Consider the following 20,981-nt stretch of genomic DNA (forward strand, 5'->3'; position numbering starts at 1 on the left):
GAGAATACCCCCGAAGCTTCCGGGAACAAGGTTTTTTTGTTTTTTCTTACAGCTTAAAGCTTATAGCTTACAGCTCCGGGCGAAGCCCGGTTACAGCTCCCGGCGCAGCCGGGCCGGGCGAAGCCCGGTTGCCGGCTACTTCCAGAAATCGCGGATCGAGGCGATGCCCTGGGCCCCGACGGCACGGGCGTGATTGGCATCATGGCGCGTCATGCCGCCCAGCGCGAAGACCGGCATGCCGGCGTGCTCGACGAGCTGCTGGAAATCGTGCCAACCGATCGGTGCCACCTCGGGGTGCGAGGGGGTGGTACGCAATGGCGAGAGGGTGACGAAGTCGCAGCCGATTCGGTGAGCCTGCGCCAGTTGCCCGTGATCATGGGTCGAGGCCGCGAGCCATTTGTCCTCGCTGATCGGGCGCCGCTCCAGGCTCATCAACCGCTCACTGGTCAGGTGGATGCCATCGGCGTCCACCCGCTCCAGCAGACTCGGCTCACCATTGAGCATCAAGCGCGCCTCGAAGCGCCGACACACGGCCAGTGCCTGCTCGGCCCTGGCCACATAGGCGTCTTCATCCAGCGTCTTGGCACGCAGTTGCACCAGGCGCACCCCGTCCTCGCGCATGGCCCGCTCCAGGCGCGTCAGGAAAACGTCCTCGTCCTCTTCTTCGGCGCTGATCAGGTACTCGGTCGGCAGCATTACCGCACGCAGGATCGGCAGGTTGGCGGCAGGGAACGGATAGCCATGCAACTCCTTCATGGGTACCCAGCGAACTGCCTGACCCTCGCGCCCGAAGGGCTCTCCGGCAAAGTCATGTACCTGCCAGACATCCAGCAGCACATGCTTGTCGGCATACTCATGATGGATACGGATCAACGGCTGGGCACGACGGATCTCCACGCCCAGCTCCTCGTGCAGCTCGCGTTTCAGCGCTTCCAGGCCAGTCTCGTAGGGTGCCAGCTTGCCGCCGGGAAACTCCCAGAGGCCGCCTTGATCCACATTGGACGGTCGCCGGGCAAGCAATACCTCACGACCATCGGCGCTGATGATGGCGGCAGCCGCCACATGCACCCTTCTTTTCACCATTGCGTTCATTTACCTTTCCAACGTTCCCGTCGCTCATGACGGGGATTGCTATGGGGCTATCGATTCGCGGGCGCTGTCGCCCGCCCGCTCAGCTACGGTAGTCGGCGTTGATGGCGACGTATTCCCGCGTCAGGTCCGTGGTCCATACGGTGGCACCGCGATCCCCACGTCCCAGATCGATGCGAATACCGATTTCCTCCTGGGCCATGACCTCGCTGCCGGCTTCCTCGGTATAGCCCGGGGCGCGGCCGCCCTGCTCGACCAGACGCACACCACCGAGATCGATGGTGACCCGGGACACATCGAAGTCCGCCACCGGGGCTCGCCCGACAGCGGCGAGGATCCGCCCCCAGTTGGCATCACTGGCGGCCAGCGCCGTCTTGACCAGCGGCGAATGCGCCACCGTGAAGGCAACATCCAGTGCCTCGTCGCGGGTCACCGCGCCATCCACCTGGAGGGTGACGAACTTGGTCGCTCCTTCACCATCGCGCACGATGGCCTGCGCCAGTTCGTTCATCACCCGCTGCAGACCATCGCGGAACGCGGCCAGGCGATGGGCGTCATTCACCGCCGCGCCACGGCCCGTGGCGATCAGCATGCAGGCATCATTGGTGGAGGTGTCACCATCCACGGTGATGCAGTTGAAGGAATGCGCCACCGCCTCGCGCAACGCCTCATCCAGCACGGTCGGCGCGATGGCCGCATCGGTGGCCACGAAGCCCAGCATGGTCGCCATGTTGGGCTTGATCATGCCCGAGCCCTTGCTAATGCCATTGATGGTGATGGTCTCGTCACCCAGTGGCACCGTGACGCTGGCTCCCTTGGAGCGGGTATCGGTGGTGAGGATTCCCTCTCCAGCCGCGCTCCAGCCCTCGGGACCGTCGTCCAGGGCACGAACTGCCTCGGGAAGCCCCGCCAGCAGGCGCTCCATGGGCAGTGTCTCGCCGATCACGCCGGTGGAAAACGGCAATACCGACGTTGCCTCCACATCGACGAGCCCCGCCAGCTCCGCACAGGTGGCCCGGGCATCATGCAGACCGACCTCTCCGGTGCCGGCATTGGCATTGCCGGTATTGATCACCAGGTAACGCGGCGCGGCTCCGCGAGTGGCACAGGCCGCCAGATGCTCCCGGGCCACCGTCACCGGCGCCGCACAAAAGGCATTGCGCGTAAAGGTGCCGGATACCGAGGCGCCTTCCGGCACCTCGATCACCACCAGATCACGGCGATTCGCCGTCTTGATGCCCGACATCGCCGTGCCCAGCCGCAACCCTTCGATACAGGGCATTACCGGGAAATGTGATTCACCCACCGCCATGGCGAGTTCTCCTGTGTCCAGTTGCGCTTCGAGCTTCGAGCTTCGAGTGTCGAGCTTCGAGCTTCGAGCTGCGAGCCTCGAGTGTCGAGCTTCGAGCTGGGTTTTCGGGGTTCGTATCTCGTATCTCGTATCTCGTATCTCGTATCTCGTATCTCGTAGCTCGTAGCTCGTATCTCGTAGCTCGTATCTCGTATCTCGTAGCTCGTATCTCGTAGCTCGTATCTCGTCGCTCGGGCCTCGTGGCCATTAACTCAGCTTGCCGCAGCACTGCTTGAATTTCTTCCCCGACCCACAAGGACAAGGATCATTGCGCCCGATCTTGGGCCCTTCACGCCGTGCCGGACGGCCATCGCTGCCTGCTGCGGGTTCCGACGCTTCCTGCGAGTCGTCTTCGCCATCGTCACGACGATTGGCGGATGCCGCCTGCTCTCGCTCGAGCGATTCTCGACGCTGGCGCTCCAGCTCTTCCACTTCCTCGGGACGACGCACCTTGACGTGGCTGAGAATACGCGTGACATCGGCCTTGATGTTGGTGAGCAGCAACTGGAAGAGCTCGAAGGACTCGCGCTTGTATTCCTGCTTCGGATTCTTCTGCGCATAACCACGCAGGTGAATGCCCCGACGCAGATGGTCCATGGACTGCAGGTGTTCCTTCCAACGGGTATCCAGCACCTGCAGCATGACCTGCTTCTCGAAACGTCGCATCAATTCGGGACCTGCGACCTCGACCTTTTCCTCGTAGGCCTCGCGATGCATGGCCTGGAGACGTTCGCGCAGTTGCTCTTCATGGAAGCGCTCGTCGTTCTCGGACCACTCCACCACTGGCGCATCGAGGTTGAACTCGCTCTTGAGATGCGCCTCGAGGCCCGCCAGGTCCCACTGCTCCGGCAGGCTCTGGGGCGGCACGAAGCTGCTGACAGCCTCGTTCAGCACCTCTTCGCGAATGCCAATGACATTCTCGGAGACATCCTCGGCGCCGAGAATGTCATTGCGCTGTTCATAGATCACGCGACGCTGGTCGTTGGCCACATCGTCATATTCGAGCAGCTGCTTGCGGATATCGAAGTTGCGTCCTTCGACCTTCTTCTGAGCCCGCTCGACGGCATTGGAGACCATCTTGTGTTCGATGGCCTCGCCCTTTTCCAGCCCCATGGCCTGCATCAGACGCTGTACGCGATCGGAACCGAACAGGCGCATCAAGCTGTCTTCCAGGGACAGGAAGAAACGGGTCGAGCCCGGGTCACCCTGGCGACCGGAACGGCCGCGCAACTGGTTGTCGATGCGCCGCGACTCATGCCGTTCGGAACCGATCACATGCAGTCCGCCGGCAGCCAGCACCGCCTCGTGACGCGCCTGCCACTCGCTCTTGAGACGCTCGAGCTGCGCCTCGTCGGGCGACTCCAGCTTGGCGGCCTCGGCCTCCCAGTTGCCACCCAGCACGATGTCGGTGCCGCGGCCCGCCATGTTGGTGGCGATGGTGATCGCCCCCGGCCTGCCGGCCTGAGCGATGATCTCGGCCTCGCTCTGGTGCTGCTTGGCATTGAGCACGTTGAAGTCGAGCCGGGCCTTGCGCATCAGCTCGGCCAGATATTCAGAGGTTTCGATGGAGGCGGTACCGACCAGGACCGGCCGACCGTTCTCGGTCTGCTCCTTGACGTCCTCGATGATGGCGTCGAATTTCTCCTCGGCGCTCAGATAGACCAGGTCGTTGTGGTCCTTGCGGATCAGCGGGCGATTGGTCGGGATCACCACGACATCGAGCCCGTAGATCTGGCGAAACTCGAAGGCCTCGGTGTCAGCGGTGCCGGTCATGCCGGACAGCTTGTCGTAGAGGCGGAAATAGTTCTGGAAGGTCGTCGAGGCCAGCGTCTGACTCTCGCGCTGAACGGTCACGCCTTCCTTGGCCTCCACAGCCTGGTGCAGTCCTTCCGACCAGCGGCGTCCCGGCATGCTGCGTCCGGTGTGCTCATCGACGATCACGACCTGACCGTCGTTGACGATGTAATCGACGTCGCGATGGTAGAGGTGGCGGGCACGCAAGGCCGAATGCATATGCTGCAGCAGGTTGAGGTTCTGAGCCGCGTAGAGCGAGTCCTCGGCACCCAGCAGCCCCTCGGACCGCATCAGTTCCTCGACCCGGTGGTGTCCGCCCTCGGTGAGCTCTACCTGCTTCTGCTTCTCGTCCAGCGTGAAGTCACCGCTTTCCGGGTCTTCCTCGTCACTGCACGGCGTCAGCCCAGTGGCCAGGCGGTCGACGACCCGATAAAGCTCGGTGTTCTCGTCCACGGCCCCGGAGATGATCAAGGGGGTCCGCGCTTCGTCGATCAGGATCGAATCCACCTCGTCGACGATGGCAAAGTGCAGGTCGCGCTGGACCTTGTCCTCCAACGAGAAGGCCATGTTGTCGCGCAGGTAATCGAAACCGAACTCGTTGTTGGTCCCGTAGGTAATGTCGCAGCCATAGGCACGGCGCTTTTCCTCGGGGCTCTGACCGGCATAGATGGTCCCTACCGTCAGGCCGAGCCCTTCATACAGAGGACGCATCCAGTCTGCATCCCGGCATGCCAGATAGTCGTTCACCGTCACCACGTGCACGCCCCTGGCGGGCAAGGCATTGAGATAGACCGCCAGGGTCGCGACCAGGGTCTTGCCCTCGCCGGTCTTCATCTCAGCGATGCGACCATTGTGCAGGGTGATCCCCCCCACCATCTGCACATCGAAATGACGCATGCCCATGACACGCTTGCTGGCCTCACGAACCGTGGCGAAGGCCTCGGGCAGCAGGGCGTCCAGCGTTTCCCCGTTGTTCAGCCGCTCGCGGAACACCTCGGTCCGCGACTTGAGAGTCTCGTCATCGAGGCCCTCGTATTCCGTCTCCAGCGCATTGACACGCGTCACCATACGGTTCATGCGCTTGACTTCGCGGTCGTTCTTGGAACCGACGACCTTGCGTAGCAGGTTGTTGATCATGAAGGGTCCTGTCACTACATATGGCATCCGGCCGGCCCTCGGGCTCGGCCGCTTCGTCGCTCATCCCGGCACGGTGGATGGCGGGCCACGGCGGGTCAGGACATCATGGGCGGCGACGGCCCTTAGTGGCGCACGGCGGACCAGTGGCCGAGGCTGCCCGGCCGGACGATAAGGCGCCACGCGAGTCGGCCAGTGACGACGCGATCGACGTTTCGCCTGGAGTTGCGAGCTGGCACGAATCAAGGCCGGCGCCAGGATGCACATCTGCACGACGCGTTCGACGGGACGCCACTCGGTCTGCGAGAGCCCCGCCGGCAACAGACAGCTCACCAGCAATCCGGCCAGCCACCAACGCGCCGGCGCCCCCCGGGGGCGTCGCGACGGCGCCGAAGAGGCGCGAATGTCCGCGGAGAGAGTGGCCATGCTGTCGAGAAACTCCCGTGCGTGCTAGGCTCTGGCTGTCGAACGGTCGCCGTCGTCCGGCACGACGACCTGGAATCACGTCAGGGGATACCCCCGAGAATCAAGCTGATGAGTATAAAGGTTAAGCGGTTCCGAGCACAGCCCATGTCACGCCTCCTGGAAGGGCAAGGCGAGCTGGGCTCATTGATGCGCACGGCACGGTTGATCGAGCGTGCCCAGGCGCATCTACGAGCTCAGCTTCCCGCCGAGCTCGGCGAGCACCTTTACGTCGGCGGTTTCCGACAGGGTCGTCTGACCCTGATCACCGATCGCGCCACCTGGTTGACGAGACTCCGCTATGAGCAGCCGCGACTGCTGAAGCGACTCCACGAGCTCACCGGCTTCGAAGCGGTAAGCGGCTTCGACCTCAAGGTCAGGCCGGTGCGCCCGCCGAAGGCACCGATACGCCAGACGCGCCACCTCCCCGCCCGCGCAGCCGACGAACTATCCAGTTGCGCCGCCGATGTCGATGACCCGCGCTTGAAGCGCGCCCTGGAGCGCCTCGCCTCGCACGCGGAAAGCTGATCCCTGCCCACGCTGCGCCTATACGAAACCGCCGCCCTGCGAGGGCGGCGGTCAAGGACTGCACTGCAACGACGTACCGGGGCGGCGTCAGGCCATGGCGGGCGCCGCATAGGAGATCGGGGCTTTCTGGGCATCGTCCTCGAACGTGACGATTTCCCAGGCCTGGGGATTGGCAATCAGGGCGCGACACAACTGGTTGTTGAGCGCATGGCCGGACTTCACGCCACGGAACTCGCCGATCAGGCTATGGCCCAGCTGGTAGAGATCGCCGATGGCATCCAGCACCTTGTGCTTGACGAACTCGTCGTCATAGCGCAATCCGCCTTCATTCACGATTCGATAATCATCGACCACGATGGCGTTGTCGAGACTGCCGCCCAACGCCAGATTGTTCGAACGCAGGTGCTCGAGATCGCGCATGAAACCGAAGGTACGGGCGCGGGACACCTCCTTGACGAAGGACGTCGTGGAGAAGTCGACCGCGGCGGTCTGCTTCTGCTCCTCGAACACCGGGTGGTCGAAGTCGATGGCGAAGGACACCTTGAAGCCCTGGTGGGGAAGGAAGATCGCTTCCTTGTCGCCCTCGCGAACCACGACTTCACGCTTGATGCGAATGAACTGCTTCGGCGCTTCCTGTTCGGCGATGCCCGCCGATTGGATGAGGAAGACGAAGGGGCCGGCACTACCATCCATGATCGGCACCTCGGGCGCACTGACATCGACATAGGCGTTGTCGATGCCAAGACCCGCCAGGGCGGACATCAGGTGCTCGACGGTCGCCACCTTGACACCGTCCTGCGACAGGGCCGTGCACAGGGTCGTGTCGGTGACGTTCTCGGCACGGGCCGGAATCTGTACTTCAGGCTCCAGGTCGGTGCGCACGAAGACGATGCCAGTGTCGACGGGTGCAGGGCGCAAGGTCAGGTAGACCTTCTTGCCCGAATGCAGGCCGACGCCAGTGGCGCGAATGACATTCTTGAGCGTGCGTTGTCTAATCATGGGCGTTCGCCAGGCAGTCGTTGATTATCAAACACCGTTCACTATAACACCGAACGAACGTTTCAACAAAAATATCATCATCGACCACTGCCCAAGCGAACAATCAACCGCGTCAATCGGCCTGGCGACGCAGGAAGGCCGGAATGTCCAGATAGTCATCCAGCTCCTGGGACTTGCGCGTTTCCGACTGCGGCTGCGAACGCGGTGACTCCTGCGGCTCGGGCTTGGACGCGGCAGCAGAACGATTCTGATGGGCCCGGCTGGCAGCGGCCTGCTGGCGAACCGCAGCCGCATCGCTACGACGCGTCGCCTCACGGCTTGCCGACGGTGGTGCCTGGCGCTGACCATCCAGACCGGCCGCGACCACGGTGACGCGCAGCTCGTCACTCATTTCCATGTCGATGGACGTGCCGACGACGATGGTCGCATCCTGCGAAGCAAACTCCTGGACCGTGGCCCCCACATCGTTGAACTCCCCGATGGAAAGGTCCGGACCGGCAGTGATATTGACCAGGATCCCCCGGGCGCCGTGCAGATCGATGTCCTCGAGCAGAGGACTGCGAATGGCCTTCTCGGCAGCTTCCCGGGCACGATTCTCGCCAGTGGCACCGCCCGTCCCCATCATTGCCATGCCCATCTCGGACATCACGGTACGCACGTCGGCAAAGTCGACGTTGATGATACCGGGGCTGGTGATCAACTCGGCGATGCCCTGAACGGCACCGAGCAGGACGTCATTGGCAGCACTGAAGGCGGTCAGCAGCGTCGCACTCTTGCCCAGCACCGACAGCAGCTTCTCGTTGGGGATGGTGATCAGCGAGTCGACATGCTCGGAGAGCTCCTTCATGCCTTCCTCGGCGGCCCGCATGCGCTTGGGCCCTTCGAAGGGGAAGGGGCGCGTCACCACCGCGACAGTGAGAATACCGAGCTCCTTGGCGACCTGCGCCACCACCGGCGCACCACCGGTCCCGGTACCTCCCCCCATGCCGGCCGTAATGAAGACCATGTCGGCACCGCCGAGCAACTCGGCAATGCGTTCGCGATCCTCCATGGCTGCCTGACGACCGACCTCGGGGCTGGCACCAGCCCCCAGGCCCTTGGTGATCTCGCTGCCAAGCTGGAGAACGGTCTTGGCCGCCACGCTCTTCAGCGCCTGGGCATCGGTGTTGGCGCAGATGAACTCCACGCCCTCGATGCTGCTCTCGACCATGTGGTTGACGGCATTGCCACCGCCGCCACCGACACCGATCACCTTGATAACCGCACTGCTTGAAGGTGCGCTATCCACGAGTTCGAACATTAGCCCCGTCTCCTGGACCGCCTGGGCGGCCCTGTCAGAAATTTCCTTTGAACCAGCTCTTGAGCCTTACCAGCGCCGGAGTCCCTTCCTCTGGTCCACGCCGGGAGACGTCACCGCGTCTCGGTTGCGCCGAGATGCCGCCATCGCGCTCCTGATGGCCGAGCCCCTGACGGGTCTCATTCAGAGCGTAATGTAGCAAACCGACCCCCGTCGAATAAATCGGATTGCGCACCACATCGGCGAGCCCACGGACATTCTGCGGGCAGGCGATTCGCACCGGCATGTGGAAGATCTCTTCGGCCAGCTCGACGACGCCTTCCATGCGCGCCGTGCCACCGGTCAGTACCACGCCGGCTGCTACCAGGTCCTCATAGCCGCTGCGCCGCAGTTCGTCACGTATCAAGGTGAAAAGTTCCTCGTAACGTGGCTCGACCACCTCGGCCAGCGACTGTCGCGACAAGTCTCGCGCCGCTCGGTCGCCGACACTCGGGACCTTGATCATTTCGTCGCTGGACGCCAGCTGTGTCAGTGCACAGGCATACTTGACCTTGATTTCCTCGGCATGCTGGGTCGGTGTACGCAGCGCCATGGCGATGTCGTTGGTGACCTGGTCACCGGCGATGGGAATCACCGCGGTGTGGCGGATGGCTCCCTCGGTAAACACCGCGATATCGGTCGTGCCGCCACCGATATCCACCACGCAGACACCGAGCTCTCGCTCATCCTCGGTCAGTACGGCATGGCTGGATGCCAACTGTTCGAGGATGATGGCATCCACGTCGAGCCCGCAACGACGCACACATTTTTCGATGTTCTGCACCGCATTGAGTGCCGCGGTAACCAGGTGCACTCGCGCCTCGAGGCGCACACCGGACATGCCCAGGGGCTCGCGGATGCCGCCCTGGGTGTCGATGGCGAATTCCTGAGGCAGTACATGCAGAACGCGCTGCCCCTCGGAAATGGCCCGAGCACGGGCCGAATCGATGACGCGATCGATATCGGAGGAGGCGACTTCGCGCTCCTTGATCGCCACCACGCCATCGGAATTCATCGAGCTGATATGGCTCCCGGCGATTCCCACATACACGGAATGAATATCACAACCGGCCATCAGTTCGGCTTCTTCCACGGCGCGCTGGATCGACTGCACCGTGGACTCGATATTGATCACCACCCCCTTCTTCATTCCACGAGAGGGATGGGAGCCGATACCGGCAATTTCGATTCCGCCATCGTCAGTGGGCTGACCGACGATCGCCACGACCTTGGATGTTCCGATATCCAGCCCGACTACCATATTGGACACATTGGATGGACCTGCCATGAGCCGGGAATTCTCCTCGAGCCAGACCCGCTAGGGGAAATGCATGTTTGTCACAAAAAAATCTGGACTAATTATAGGAACAACTCGCGCCGTTCCACCAGCCCATAACCGAAAAATGGACCTTAACGATACGGTTATTTTTGCATTAAAGGAATCCCCCCGGGTCACGCCGGGCGGACAATTCGTAAACGAGACCCTTCAGCCTTCCGCCGTGGAATCGCTTTCGACGGGTTCGGTTTCACCATGCCAGGCAACAGCAACACCATTGGGATAACGAAGGTCGATGTAGCGAATGTGCGACGCCCATTCGCCCAATTCTCGACGCCAGGCGGCTTCAAACCGCTCCAGGCGCCCCGGGCGGTGATTTCGCCCCAGCATCACCCAGACATCATCACCCAATTGAAACCGCCAGGCCCCTCTGGGTTCGAGACGGAGCTGGCGTACATCGAGCCCCTGGTCGGCGAAGCGCGACACCAGCCGATCATGATAGGCCAGCACCTCGGCGCCGCTGCCATCGGGACCGGACAGGTCCGGCAGGCCTTCCGGCGGGGTCACGGGAGCAAAGGCGAAGGGCTCCCCGCGGGTATTCAGCAGTCGGTCATCATTCCAGCGCGCCACCGGCACCTGCTCTTCCAGTTCGAAGCGCAGGGCATTGGGCCACTCGCGGTGGAGCCTCACCTCACGCAGCCAGCCGATTTCCCTGGCCCGGTCCCGCATGGCATCGATATCCACCGACAGCCAGGTCTTCCCCTGGACGAGCGGCGCCAGGCGGTCTCGCAGATAATCGGCACTGACATGGTGCAGCTCGCCCCGGATCGATACCCGTTCGATGGGACGATCCAGCCATAGCCACAGGGCCCGACTGCCGGCCCCCAGCAAGAGCGCCAGCAACAGAAGGCCGATGAGCGAGGAGCGGCGCGCCATATCAACCGTTCCGGTCGGCAGTGGCGAGAATGCGCATCACCAGGGCATCGAAGTCGACCCCCGCGTGAGCCGCGGCCTGGGGCACCAGACTGTGATCCGTCATGCCCGGTACGGTATTGACCTCCAGCAGCCAGAATCGACCCTGGTCATCGCGCATGACATCGACACGCCCCCAGCCCTGGCAGCCGATGGCCTCGAAGGCCTCGCGACAAAGCCCGGCCAACGTCCTCTCCTCCGCCTCGGACAAGCCACATGGCAAGTGATAGAGCGTTTCATCGGACAGGTATTTGGCTTCGTAGTCATAGAAACCACCCGGCACTTCCACTCGAATCGCCGGCAACGCCTCGTCGCCAAGCAACGACACCGTATATTCTTCGCCACGAATGAAGCGCTCGGCCATGACCCGGGCATCATAGCGAGCCGCATCCCGGTAGGCCGCGGCCAGCGTCTCGGCACTATCGACGATGGTGATGCCCAGGGTCGAGCCCTCGTGCACCGGTTTGACGATCAGCGGCAGTCCGAGTCGCTCCACCACGGCATTCCAGTCGGCGGCGGCGTCCAGCATCACGCATTCCGGCGTCGGCAGCCCCATGGCCTGCCAGACCAGCTTGGTACGCTGCTTGTCCATGCCCAGTGCCGATGCCAGCACACCGCTGCCGGTGTAAGGGATCCCCAGCAACTCCAGAGCTCCCTGCAGGGTACCATCCTCGCCACCTCGGCCATGCAGCGCGATGAACACACGGTCCGGGGCCAGGGCCTCGAGGCCAGCCAGCCCGCCCTCGGTCGGATCGAAGGCGATCGGCGCCACACCGCCGCGCTCGAGAGCCGCCAAGACGGCCTCACCGCTCTTCAGCGACACCTCCCGCTCGGCGGAGTCTCCACCGTAAAGCACCACCACCCGTCCATGGTCGATCGTCATAGGTTCACCTCGTCAAGCACCAGCCGCGCATCGGACAGCCGCTGGGAGATACCTCCCACGTCGCCCGCTCCCTGCGTGATCAGGATATCACCGGGACACAACACCTTGGCCAGCAGCTCCGGCAGCTCGCTCTTGTCCTGCACGAAGATCGGATCGACCTCGCCACGCTGGCGGATGGAGCCCGCCAGCGTGCGACCATCGGCTCCCGGAAGCGGCGATTCGCCGGCACTGTAGACGTCCAGCAGCAGCAGCGTATCGACACCCGCCAGCACGCGCACGAAATCCTCGAAAAGGTCACGGGTTCGCGAATAGCGATGCGGCTGGTAGACCATGACCAGGCGACGCTCGGGCCAGCCGTCGCGAACCGCCTTGATCACCATTTCCACTTCCCGGGGATGATGGCCATAGTCGTCCACCAGCATGATCTCGCCCTCGCCCCGTGGCGCCGCGAAATGACCATGTACCTGGAAGCGCCGACCGACCCCGGCAAAGCCCGCCAGCCCCCGCAGGATGGCCGCGTCATCGACTCCCGCGTCACTGGCTACCGCGATGGCGGCCATGGCATTCAGGGCATTGTGTTCACCGGGCATGGCCAGCTGCACCGTGAGCGGGGCCAGGCCGTCGGGACGACGCACGGTGAAGCGTGTCTCGCCCCCATGCTGCACGAAATCCTCCAGGCGATAATCGGCATCCTCGCTGAAGCCGTAGGTGACGAACTGGCGGTTGACCCGCTCGATCAGCCCCCGAACGTTGGCGTCGTCGATGCACAGCACCGCCAGGCCGTAGAACGGCAGGTTGTGCAGAAACTCGATGAAGGTGCCCTTGAGGCGTTCGAAGTCCCCCCCGTAGGTCGCCATATGATCGGCATCGATGTTGGTGACGATGGCGACCATGGGCTGTAGATGCAGGAAAGAGGCATCCGATTCGTCGGCCTCGGCCACCAGATAATCTCCCTCCCCGAGACGCGCGTTGACGCCGGCACTGGTCAGACGGCCGCCAATCACGAAGGTCGGATCGAGCCCCCCTTCCCCGAGCAGGGTCGCCGTCAGGCTGGTGGTGGTCGTCTTGCCATGGGTGCCGGCTACGGCGATACCGTGACGGAAGCGCATCAACTCGGCGAGCATTTCGGCCCGACGCACCACCGGTATCCGGTGTTCATGGGCCCAGCGAATCTCGGGGTTGGTCTCGTCGACGGCGGTCGAGACCACCACGACATCGGCATCTCGCGCATTTTCCTCGGTATGGCCGATGGCCACGGCAATGCCGCATTCACGCAGGCGCATGACTACCGGCGAGAGCTTGAGGTCACTGCCGCTAACCGCATACCCCTGGTTGGCCAGCACCTCGGCGATACCGCACATGCCGGCCCCTCCGATGCCGACGAAATGAATACGCCGGATACGGCGCATTCCCAACCCACGCCCATGACGGGGCGGATGCGACTGACCGGGGACCGGCCCTAGGCTGTCGTCACTCAAAACCTGTCTCCATGCAGCCGGCCGCCAGGCGTTCCATGGCATCGAGGCGCGCACAGCGCCGAGCCTGAGACGCCATGGCGGCCAATGTATCGGGATCCAGCAGCGTCACCAGGCGTTCGGCCAACGCCGCTGCGGTCATTTCCTCCTGGGGCATCAGCGACGCCGCCCCCTCCTCCACCAGCGCCGCGGCGTTGGCGGTCTGATGGTCATCCACTGCATGTGGATAGGGCACGAACAGTGCCGGCTTCGCGGCCGCCGCAAGCTCAGCTACCGTCAGGGCACCGGCACGACACACGACCAGATCGGCCCAATCGTAGGCCTGGGCCATGTCATCGATGAACGCCGGCACTCGAGCCTCGACGGCGTGTTCGTCATAGCCTGCCCGGGTTGGCTCATCCTTGTCACGGCCCGCCTGGTGACATATCTCGGGACGGCGTTCCACCGGGAGCGTCGCCAGCGCCTCGGGGAGCCGCTGATTCAGGGCCTGAGCCCCCAGCGATCCGCCGATCACCAGCAGGCGCAGGGGGCGCTCGCGCATTGTCGATGCCTCGCGAGGCTGCTCACCCAGCGCGGCGATCTCGGCCCGCACCGGGTTGCCGACCACCTCGCTACGCCCCGGGAAGGCCTGCGGGAAGGCCGCGAATGTCCGCCTGGCCAGCCGTGATAATACACGGTTGGTCAGGCCAGCCACCGCATTCTGTTCATGAATCACCAGGGGGCGACGGTCGAGCCAGGCGGCCAGCCCACCCGGCCCGCTGGCGAACCCGCCAAGGCCCACGACCAGTTGCGGATCAAAATGTCGCACCACCCGGCGGGCCTGGCAGACGGCCCGCACCAACCGCCAGGGGGCGGCGAGCCAGCCGGCCACACCGTTGCCACGCAGGCCGCTCACCGCGATGCGGTGCAGGGGGATACCGGCCTCGGGCACCAGACGATTCTCGATACCTCTCGGGCTGCCCAGCCACTGCACCTCAACCCCTCGTTCGGCCAACGCGCGAGCCAGTGACAGGGCCGGAATCACGTGCCCGCCGGTGCCACCCGCCATGATCAGTACCCGGCGTGTCTCGTCATCCTTCATGGTCGGACGTCTCCTGTCCTGGGGGCGGTGGGCTGCTCACGCCGCTTGGCCTGTCGTGTCTCGATATCCGCTCGAAGCAACATGCCAACCATGGCGGCACTGATCACAAGGCTAGAGCCACCGTAGCTGAGCAGCGGCAACGTCAGCCCCTTGGTGGGCAACATTCCGGTGCTCACCGCAATGTTGATGAACGCCTGGGCGCCGATCACCAGGGCAATGCCATAGCAGAGATACGCCGCGAAGGGCCGCCTGGCCAGTTCGGCACGACGCCCCACCGCCATGGCACGCCATACCAGCAAGGCGAACAACCCGATCACGGCGATAGCGCCTACCATCCCCAGTTCCTCGGCCAGCACGGCAAACACGAAATCGGTATGCGCTTCGGGGAGATAGAACAGCTTCTGCACGCTGTTGCCGAGCCCGGTGCCGAACCACTCCCCGCGCCCGAAGGCGATCAACGCCTGGGTCAACTGATAGCCACTGGCGAATTGGTCGGCCCAGGGGTCGATGAAGCTGGTCAGTCGCGCCATCCGGTAGGGCTCGGCGACGGCCAGCACGGCGCCCAGCGCCGCCAGCAGCCCCATCAACAGCAGGAAGCGCCCCCAGGGGGCTCCCGCCATCAGCAGCATGCCCATGACACACCCTGTCATGACCACCACCGCACCATAGTCCGGCTCGAAGATCAGCAACACCCCCATGACCGCCATCACCATCAGCGGCCTCAGGAAAGCCCCCCACTGGCGACGCACCTGGGGCAGGAAGCGCTCGAGATAGCCCGCCAGATAGACGATCAGGCACAGTTTGGCGATCTCCGAGGCCTGCAGATTCAGGGGAATGCCGGGAATCGATAGCCAGCGCCGACTACCATTGACTTCGCGCCCCACTATCAGGACGAGTGCCAGCAGGGCCAGGCCGACGAGCAACAGCAAGGGGCCGTTGGCCTTCCACCAGGCCAGCGGAATGCGCAGGACCACCAGCGAAACGCCCATGGAAAGCAGCACGAAGACGCCATGACGAATGCTGAAGTACCAAGGGTTACCGGTGAGACTGGTCGCGACCTCCGTGGAAGCGGAGGTGACCATGACCCAGCCGATCAACAGCAAGGACAAGGTAGCGACCAGCAGCCAGCCATCGCAGACATGGTCCCGTGTCGACAACTGTTCTCGCAAACGGGATAGACGATTCATGTGGCCTCCTTGCCAGAGCGTCGTTCGACGGCCTGCCGAAAGGCGTCGCCACGCGCCTGATAGTCCGGAAACTGGTCGAGGCTGGCGCAGGCCGGCGACAACAGCACACAATCGCCCGGCGCCGCGATGTCACCGGCCCGTTCCATGGCGGCAGCCAGGTCCTCGACCCGATGCAGGGGCAGAGCATTCTCGAGAGCAGCTTCAAGCTTGTCCGCATCACGCCCGAAGAGAATCGCCTCGCGGCCATATCGTCGCAGAGGCGCCGCCAATGGCGTGAAGTCGGCCCCCTTGCCGACGCCTCCCGCCAGCAGTATCACGCGCCCCTGAAGGGTCGGCCCGATGCCGGCGATGGCGGCCAGGGTCGCCCCCACGTTGGTGCCCTTGGTGTCGTTGATCCAGCGCACACCCTCGATATCGGCGATCCATTCACAACGGTGCGGCAACCCGGCGAAACGTCCCAGTACCCGGGTCATGTCGGACATCGGCAGCCCCAGACGATGCCCCATCGCCAAGGCCGCCAGGGCATTGGCCTGATGGTGAAGCCCTTGAAGACGCAGGGATTCGGCCGGCATCAGGGGCGTATCGCCATGCATCAGCCAGGCACGCCGTCCACTGCCATCGTCATGGGGCGCAATGCCCCATTCGCCCGATTCGGGTATCCGGGAGGAAAAGCGATCGAGCGCCGGCAGCGAGCATGCCGGCCAGGTCTGCGAGTCCTCGGCATTGACCACGGCGTGCTCGGCACCACGAAAGATACCGAGCTTGGCGGCACGATAGCCGGCCATGTCACCATGGCGATCCAGATGGTCCTCGGAAAGATTGAGAAAGGCAGCGGTCGCGGCACCGAGCCATGGCGTCGTCTCGAGCTGGAAGCTCGACAGCTCCAGCACATAGAGTTCGGCGTCGGGCGATTCGGCCAGCAGATCCAGGGCAGCGGTCCCCAGGTTGCCACCCACCGCCACGTGCCAGCCCGCCTCGGCCGCCATCTCGCCCAGCAGGGTGGTCACCGTGGACTTGGCATTGGCCCCGGTAATGGCGGCAATGGGCGCTCGACAGGCACGCGTGAACAAGGCCATTTCGCCCACCACCAGCGGGTCGCCGGACTCGCCGACACGCCCCGCCAACGCGGCCAGCTCGGGTAGATGAGGGTCCACGCCCGGACTGAGCACGACTTCATGCGCCTCGTGCATGTCGATACCGGCCAGCGAGCCGCAATGCACCTCGACCCCCGGATGCGCTTCCCGAAAGGTATCTAACCCCGGCGGCGCCTCACGGGTATCGGCCACCATGAAGGGCCGGCCCAGGCGCTCCAGGTGACGGCAGATGGCACGCCCCGAGATACCGAGCCCGACCACCAGCGTGACTCCCTTGGGCACCTTGACCATGAATGGCTCCTCGCGTGAACGGCTTGCAGCTCCGCACGGAGCCTCAACGAATCTTCAGTGTGGCCAGCCCCAGCAGCACCAGTACCACCGTGATGATCCAGAAACGCACGATGACTCGTGGTTCCGGCCACCCCTTGAGCTCGTAATGATGGTGCAGAGGCGCCATGCGAAAGATCCGCCGGCCGGTCAGCTTGTAGGATCCGACCTGCAGGATCACCGACACGGTTTCCATGACGAAGATGCCACCCATGATGAACAACACGATTTCCTGGCGCACGATGACGGCGACCACGCCAAGCGCCGCCCCCAAGGCCAGGGCACCCACATCGCCCATGAAGACCTGGGCCGGATAGGTGTTGAACCACAGAAAGCCCAGACCCGCGCCGGCAATGGTGGCACAGAATACCGCCAGCTCCCCGGCACCGGGAATCACCGGGATCTGAAGGTATTCGGCGAACACCACGTTACCGCTGGCATAAGCGAACACGGCAAGCCCCATGGCCACCAGCACGGTCGGCATGATGGCCAGGCCATCGAGTCCGTCGGTGAGGTTCACGGCGTTGGAACTGCCGACGATCACCAGATAACTGAGCAGGATGTAGAAGACGCCAAGGGACAGCACGAACTCCTTGAACAACGGCACGATCAGGCTCGTTTCCACCGGCGATGCGGCGGTGACATAGAGAATGGTCGCCGCCGCCAGGCCGATCACCGACTGCCAGAAATACTTCCAGCGGGCCGGCAGGCCACGCGGATTCTTCTCCACCACCTTGCGATAGTCATCGACCCAGCCGATGGCCCCGAAACCCAGCGTCACCGCCAACACGACCCAGACATAGTGGTTGGACAGATCCCCCCACAGCAGGGTACTGACAGCGATGGCCATGAGGATCATGGCGCCCCCCATGGTCGGGGTACCCGCCTTGGACAGGTGTGACTGGGGGCCATCGTCACGCACGGCCTGGCCGATCTGGCGTTCCACCAGCCGTCGAATGACCACCGGCCCCAGCCAGAGGCACAGGACCAGAGCCGTCAGGGTCCCCAGGATCATCCGCAGGGTCAGATAATTGAATACGTTGAAGGCGCTCTGGAATTGCGCCAGGAAGTCAGCCAGAAAAAGCAGCATGTAATGCGTTACCTTGATACATCCGAGCGCAGCGCGGTCACCACGTGTTCCATTCCGGCACTGCGCGACCCCTTGACCAGCACGCTGGCCCCCGGCGGCAGATGGTGGAGAACATGGCGCGTCAGCGCCTCTCTGTCGTCGAAATGGTACCCTCCCTCACCGAAGGCACGGCTGGCCGGCCGCGCCGCCTCACCGAGAGTACCGAGAAAATCGATGCCCAAATCCCGCGCGTGTCGCCCGACGTCGGCGTGCCAGTGCGCAGAAGCCTCGCCCAGCTCCCCCATGGCCCCCAACAGGCACCACCGCGGCGCCGGCAACGTCGCCAGGGTCTCCAGCGCCGCCTTCACGGCACCGGGATTGGCATTATAGGTGTCATCCAGCAGACGCGCGCCATCCCGCCCGGCGAACATGCCGAGTCGACCGGCTACCGGCTCGACCTCTTCCAGGCCGGCCAGCACGTCTGCCGGGTCGGTCCGCAAGGCCAGGGCCGCCGCCGCCGCCGCCAGGGCATTGGCGACATTGTGCCGTCCCATCAGCGACAGCTGAATCCGTCCCAGCTCGCGACCATCGAAAGACAGCGTGAAAGCATAGCGCCCGAACGCATCGCAGACTAGTGTCTCGGCACGCAGACGCCCCTCGCCTTCGAGCCCGAAGTCGAGCACTTCCCTGGGCGACGCCTGGCTCGCCCAGAGCCTGAAGTAGCGGTCGTCACGATTGAGCACTGCCACGCCATCACGCGACAGCCCGGCCAGGATCTCGCCCTTGGCCTGGGCAATGCGTCCCATCCCGCCGAACTCGCCGACATGGGCTCCCGTCACATTGGTGATCACCGCCACATCGGGCATCGCCAATGACGCCGTCCAGGCGATCTCGCCCAGATGATTGGCCCCCAGCTCCACCACCGCCTGGCGATGCTCGTCGGCCAGCTCGAGCAGTGTCATGGGCGCGCCGAAATCATTGTTGAGATTGCCACGGGTCGCCAGGGTCTCGCCGGTTCGCGACAGAATGGTCGCCAGCATCTGCTTGACGGTCGTCTTGCCGCTATTGCCTGTCACGGCTACCAGCGGGCCGCCCCAGTCCCGACGTCGTGCCCGGCCCAGCAATCCGAGCGCCAACCGGGTATCGGCGACCTCCAGTTGCGGTAAGGGATCCTCCTGGCGCCGTTCGACCAGCGCCGCCGCGGCGCCGGATGCGCGCGCCTGGGCAATGAAGTCATGGGCGTCGAAACGCTCACCGCGAAGCGCCACGAACAGGCCACCCGGCGCCAGACGGCGCGTATCGGTAGTAATCGAGGTCAGCGCCACATCGACACCCGGCGGCACTTCACCCAGCGCCCGGGCAACCGCCCCGAGAGAAGCCAGACCGATACCACTCACCGGGTGTCCTCCCCATGGCGCGTGGCCAGCGCGGCCCGAGCTTCGGCAAGGTCGGAGAACGGATGACGCACGCCTTCGATCTCCTGATAAGTCTCGTGCCCCTTCCCGGCGATGAGGATCACATCCTCGGCGTCGGCCTCGACGATGGCCTCGCGAATGGCTGTCGCCCGACCGCCTCGCACCCGAGCCGACCGTCGTGCCCCCTCGCTCAGGCCAGCGAACACTTGCTCACGGATCGTGGCCGCCGACTCACCGCGAGGGTTGTCATCGGTGATCACCGGCACGTCCGCATGGCGTTCGGCGGCAGCGGCCATCAAGGGTCGTTTGCCTGCATCCCGATCACCACCACAACCGAATAGGCACCACAAGCGGCCTTGCTCCGGCAGATGCGTTCTCAGCCCCTGGAGCGCATTCTCCAGCGCGTCCGGCGTGTGGGCATAGTCGACAACCACCGTCGGCCCGCCCCGGTCGTCATCGACTACCTGCATGCGCCCTGGAACCGGCGTCAACTCGGCGGCCGCACCGAACAATGCCTCCAGGTCCTCGCCCAGCCCATACAGGGTCGCGATAGCCAGCAGCACATTGGTCAGGTTGAAAACCCCCATGAGGGAAGTTTCCAGCACGCGCTCATCATCCGGTGTCGCGATGACGGCACGCAGCCCCCGGGGAAGGGGCTCTATGCCGACGACCCGCAGCGTGACCGCCTCGTCATCGCCGACCGCCAGTACGCGCGCACGCTCTTGTCCATGACCGGGTAGACCGGCCAGCATCAGTCGTGCCAGAGGATCATCACCATTGACCACCGCCAGCTTCAGCTCGGGACGCTGGAACAACCGGGCCTTGGCGGCCGCATAGGCCGCCATGCTGCCATGATAGTCGAGGTGGTCGCGGCTCAGGTTGGTGAAGACGGCGGCCGCCAGCCGGCATCCCGACAACCGATCCTGCTCCAGAGCATGCGACGATGTCTCCATGGCCACACGTTCGACGCCCTCGGCAGCCAATTCACCGAGCGCCGACTGCAGAGCCAACGGGCCCGGCGTTGTCAACCGACCCTCGCGCAGTACGCCGGGACGCCCATGCCCCAGGGTGCCGACCATACCGGCATCACGTCCCAAAAGGCGGCTCAACTCGGCAATATAATGGGTCACCGAGCTCTTGCCATTGGTGCCGGTGACCCCGATCAGTTCCAGCGAATCCGGCACCTCGAACAGCGACCGGCCGAATTCGCCAAGCCGACCGACCAAGCCTTCGAGGTAAATGACCCGAGGGTCATGGGACGACGCCTCACCTGGTTCAGCATGCGCCAGCACCAAGGCGGCCCCCGTCGCCAGCGCCTGGTCGATGAAATCGCGGCCATCGACGCTCACGCCGGGCACGGCCAGGAAAACGCCTCCCTGGGTCAGTTCCCGGCTATCCTGGCAAAGCATGACGTCGCCGGACAGCCCGAGCCCATCGAAAGCAGCGGACTGATCCGGCCAATGGCGTGCCAGTGCCGCCACCAGTCGCGATGAATTCACATGCATGACG

The 20,981-nt window shown here is 64.2% G+C and carries 17 protein-coding genes; 1 reads left to right on the top strand and 16 read right to left on the bottom strand.

What is annotated here, in order from left to right:
* Positions 1–135 precede the first annotated feature (135 nt).
* The 4 genes from RSO41_RS16945 to RSO41_RS16960 form a co-directional block, all read right to left on the bottom strand.
* Complete coding sequence (locus RSO41_RS16945) at positions 136–1,083, bottom strand: Nudix family hydrolase (protein ID WP_315620476.1); 948 nt, start codon at positions 1,081–1,083, stop codon at positions 136–138.
* Between the two features lie 88 nt (positions 1,084–1,171).
* A complete protein-coding gene (gene argJ, locus RSO41_RS16950) occupies positions 1,172–2,401 on the bottom strand; it encodes a bifunctional glutamate N-acetyltransferase/amino-acid acetyltransferase ArgJ (protein WP_315620412.1) in 1,230 nt (409 codons plus the stop codon).
* 246 nt (positions 2,402–2,647) lie between these two features.
* Positions 2,648–5,371: a preprotein translocase subunit SecA gene (gene secA, locus RSO41_RS16955; protein ID WP_315620413.1), complete on the bottom strand. Its 2,724-nt coding sequence runs from the start codon at positions 5,369–5,371 to the stop codon at positions 2,648–2,650.
* A gap of 60 nt (positions 5,372–5,431) precedes the next feature.
* Positions 5,432–5,794, bottom strand: a complete 363-nt coding sequence (locus tag RSO41_RS16960) for a hypothetical protein (RefSeq protein ID WP_315620414.1) — start codon at positions 5,792–5,794, stop codon at positions 5,432–5,434.
* 144 nt (positions 5,795–5,938) lie between these two features.
* Here RSO41_RS16960 and RSO41_RS16965 point away from each other — a divergent pair, with 144 nt between their 5' ends.
* The gene (locus tag RSO41_RS16965; protein ID WP_315620415.1) at positions 5,939–6,358 is read left to right on the top strand and encodes a DUF721 domain-containing protein; all 420 of its coding nucleotides are present in this window, start codon (positions 5,939–5,941) and stop codon (positions 6,356–6,358) included.
* Positions 6,359–6,445: 87 nt separating this feature from the next.
* Here RSO41_RS16965 and lpxC read toward each other — a convergent pair whose 3' ends face one another.
* The 12 genes from lpxC to RSO41_RS17025 all read right to left on the bottom strand — a co-directional run bounded on the left by lpxC (position 6,446) and on the right by RSO41_RS17025 (position 20,977).
* The gene (gene lpxC, locus RSO41_RS16970) at positions 6,446–7,357 is read right to left on the bottom strand and encodes a UDP-3-O-acyl-N-acetylglucosamine deacetylase (protein WP_315620416.1); all 912 of its coding nucleotides are present in this window, start codon (positions 7,355–7,357) and stop codon (positions 6,446–6,448) included.
* A 112-nt stretch (positions 7,358–7,469) separates the two neighbouring features.
* The gene (gene ftsZ, locus RSO41_RS16975) at positions 7,470–8,657 is read right to left on the bottom strand and encodes a cell division protein FtsZ (RefSeq protein ID WP_315620417.1); all 1,188 of its coding nucleotides are present in this window, start codon (positions 8,655–8,657) and stop codon (positions 7,470–7,472) included.
* 34 nt (positions 8,658–8,691) lie between these two features.
* Complete coding sequence (ftsA, locus tag RSO41_RS16980) at positions 8,692–9,981, bottom strand: cell division protein FtsA (RefSeq protein ID WP_315620418.1); 1,290 nt, start codon at positions 9,979–9,981, stop codon at positions 8,692–8,694.
* A gap of 198 nt (positions 9,982–10,179) precedes the next feature.
* Positions 10,180–10,905, bottom strand: a complete 726-nt coding sequence (locus RSO41_RS16985; protein ID WP_315620419.1) for a cell division protein FtsQ/DivIB — start codon at positions 10,903–10,905, stop codon at positions 10,180–10,182.
* A gap of 1 nt (position 10,906) precedes the next feature.
* Positions 10,907–11,824: a D-alanine--D-alanine ligase gene (locus RSO41_RS16990; protein WP_315620421.1), complete on the bottom strand. Its 918-nt coding sequence runs from the start codon at positions 11,822–11,824 to the stop codon at positions 10,907–10,909.
* Positions 11,821–13,233, bottom strand: a complete 1,413-nt coding sequence (murC, locus tag RSO41_RS16995) for a UDP-N-acetylmuramate--L-alanine ligase (RefSeq protein ID WP_315620477.1) — start codon at positions 13,231–13,233, stop codon at positions 11,821–11,823. The genes RSO41_RS16990 and murC overlap by 4 nt, the downstream gene beginning before the upstream one ends.
* Positions 13,234–13,294: 61 nt before the next feature.
* Positions 13,295–14,380, bottom strand: a complete 1,086-nt coding sequence (murG, locus tag RSO41_RS17000) for an undecaprenyldiphospho-muramoylpentapeptide beta-N-acetylglucosaminyltransferase (protein ID WP_315620423.1) — start codon at positions 14,378–14,380, stop codon at positions 13,295–13,297.
* Positions 14,377–15,567, bottom strand: a complete 1,191-nt coding sequence (gene ftsW / locus RSO41_RS17005) for a putative lipid II flippase FtsW (RefSeq protein ID WP_315620424.1) — start codon at positions 15,565–15,567, stop codon at positions 14,377–14,379. Before ftsW ends, murG begins: the two co-directional genes overlap by 4 nt.
* Positions 15,564–16,952 carry a UDP-N-acetylmuramoyl-L-alanine--D-glutamate ligase gene (gene murD, locus RSO41_RS17010; protein WP_315620425.1) on the bottom strand — a complete coding sequence of 463 codons (1,389 nt, stop codon included), beginning with the start codon at positions 16,950–16,952 and terminating at the stop codon, positions 15,564–15,566. The genes ftsW and murD overlap by 4 nt, the downstream gene beginning before the upstream one ends.
* 43 nt (positions 16,953–16,995) lie before the next feature.
* Positions 16,996–18,078 carry a phospho-N-acetylmuramoyl-pentapeptide-transferase gene (gene mraY, locus RSO41_RS17015; protein WP_315620427.1) on the bottom strand — a complete coding sequence of 361 codons (1,083 nt, stop codon included), beginning with the start codon at positions 18,076–18,078 and terminating at the stop codon, positions 16,996–16,998.
* An 8-nt stretch (positions 18,079–18,086) separates the two neighbouring features.
* Positions 18,087–19,454, bottom strand: a complete 1,368-nt coding sequence (gene murF, locus RSO41_RS17020; RefSeq protein ID WP_315620428.1) for a UDP-N-acetylmuramoyl-tripeptide--D-alanyl-D-alanine ligase — start codon at positions 19,452–19,454, stop codon at positions 18,087–18,089.
* Positions 19,451–20,977, bottom strand: a complete 1,527-nt coding sequence (locus RSO41_RS17025) for a UDP-N-acetylmuramoyl-L-alanyl-D-glutamate--2,6-diaminopimelate ligase (RefSeq protein WP_315620429.1) — start codon at positions 20,975–20,977, stop codon at positions 19,451–19,453. Before RSO41_RS17025 ends, murF begins: the two co-directional genes overlap by 4 nt.
* Between the last annotated feature and the right edge of the window lie 4 nt (positions 20,978–20,981).

The sequence above is a fragment of the Halomonas sp. I1 genome (genome assembly GCF_032334135.1).
Classification (GTDB): domain Bacteria; phylum Pseudomonadota; class Gammaproteobacteria; order Pseudomonadales; family Halomonadaceae; genus Halomonas.

Bases quoted from the DNA above. Each gene is read 5' to 3' on its own strand.
- RSO41_RS16945 (WP_315620476.1), bottom strand. From the start codon at position 1,083: ATGGTGAAAAGAAGGGTGCATGTGGCGGCTGCCGCCATCATCAGCGCC.
- argJ (WP_315620412.1), bottom strand. From the start codon at position 2,401: ATGGCGGTGGGTGAATCACATTTCCCGGTAATGCCCTGTATCGAAGGG.
- secA (WP_315620413.1), bottom strand. From the start codon at position 5,371: ATGATCAACAACCTGCTACGCAAGGTCGTCGGTTCCAAGAACGACCGC.
- RSO41_RS16960 (WP_315620414.1), bottom strand. From the start codon at position 5,794: ATGGCCACTCTCTCCGCGGACATTCGCGCCTCTTCGGCGCCGTCGCGA.
- RSO41_RS16965 (WP_315620415.1), top strand. From the start codon at position 5,939: ATGTCACGCCTCCTGGAAGGGCAAGGCGAGCTGGGCTCATTGATGCGC.
- lpxC (WP_315620416.1), bottom strand. From the start codon at position 7,357: ATGATTAGACAACGCACGCTCAAGAATGTCATTCGCGCCACTGGCGTC.
- ftsZ (WP_315620417.1), bottom strand. From the start codon at position 8,657: ATGTTCGAACTCGTGGATAGCGCACCTTCAAGCAGTGCGGTTATCAAG.
- ftsA (WP_315620418.1), bottom strand. From the start codon at position 9,981: ATGGCAGGTCCATCCAATGTGTCCAATATGGTAGTCGGGCTGGATATC.
- RSO41_RS16985 (WP_315620419.1), bottom strand. From the start codon at position 10,905: ATGGCGCGCCGCTCCTCGCTCATCGGCCTTCTGTTGCTGGCGCTCTTG.
- RSO41_RS16990 (WP_315620421.1), bottom strand. From the start codon at position 11,824: ATGACGATCGACCATGGACGGGTGGTGGTGCTTTACGGTGGAGACTCC.
- murC (WP_315620477.1), bottom strand. From the start codon at position 13,233: ATGCGCCGTATCCGGCGTATTCATTTCGTCGGCATCGGAGGGGCCGGC.
- murG (WP_315620423.1), bottom strand. From the start codon at position 14,380: ATGAAGGATGACGAGACACGCCGGGTACTGATCATGGCGGGTGGCACC.
- ftsW (WP_315620424.1), bottom strand. From the start codon at position 15,567: ATGAATCGTCTATCCCGTTTGCGAGAACAGTTGTCGACACGGGACCAT.
- murD (WP_315620425.1), bottom strand. From the start codon at position 16,952: ATGGTCAAGGTGCCCAAGGGAGTCACGCTGGTGGTCGGGCTCGGTATC.
- mraY (WP_315620427.1), bottom strand. From the start codon at position 18,078: ATGCTGCTTTTTCTGGCTGACTTCCTGGCGCAATTCCAGAGCGCCTTC.
- RSO41_RS17025 (WP_315620429.1), bottom strand. From the start codon at position 20,977: ATGCATGTGAATTCATCGCGACTGGTGGCGGCACTGGCACGCCATTGG.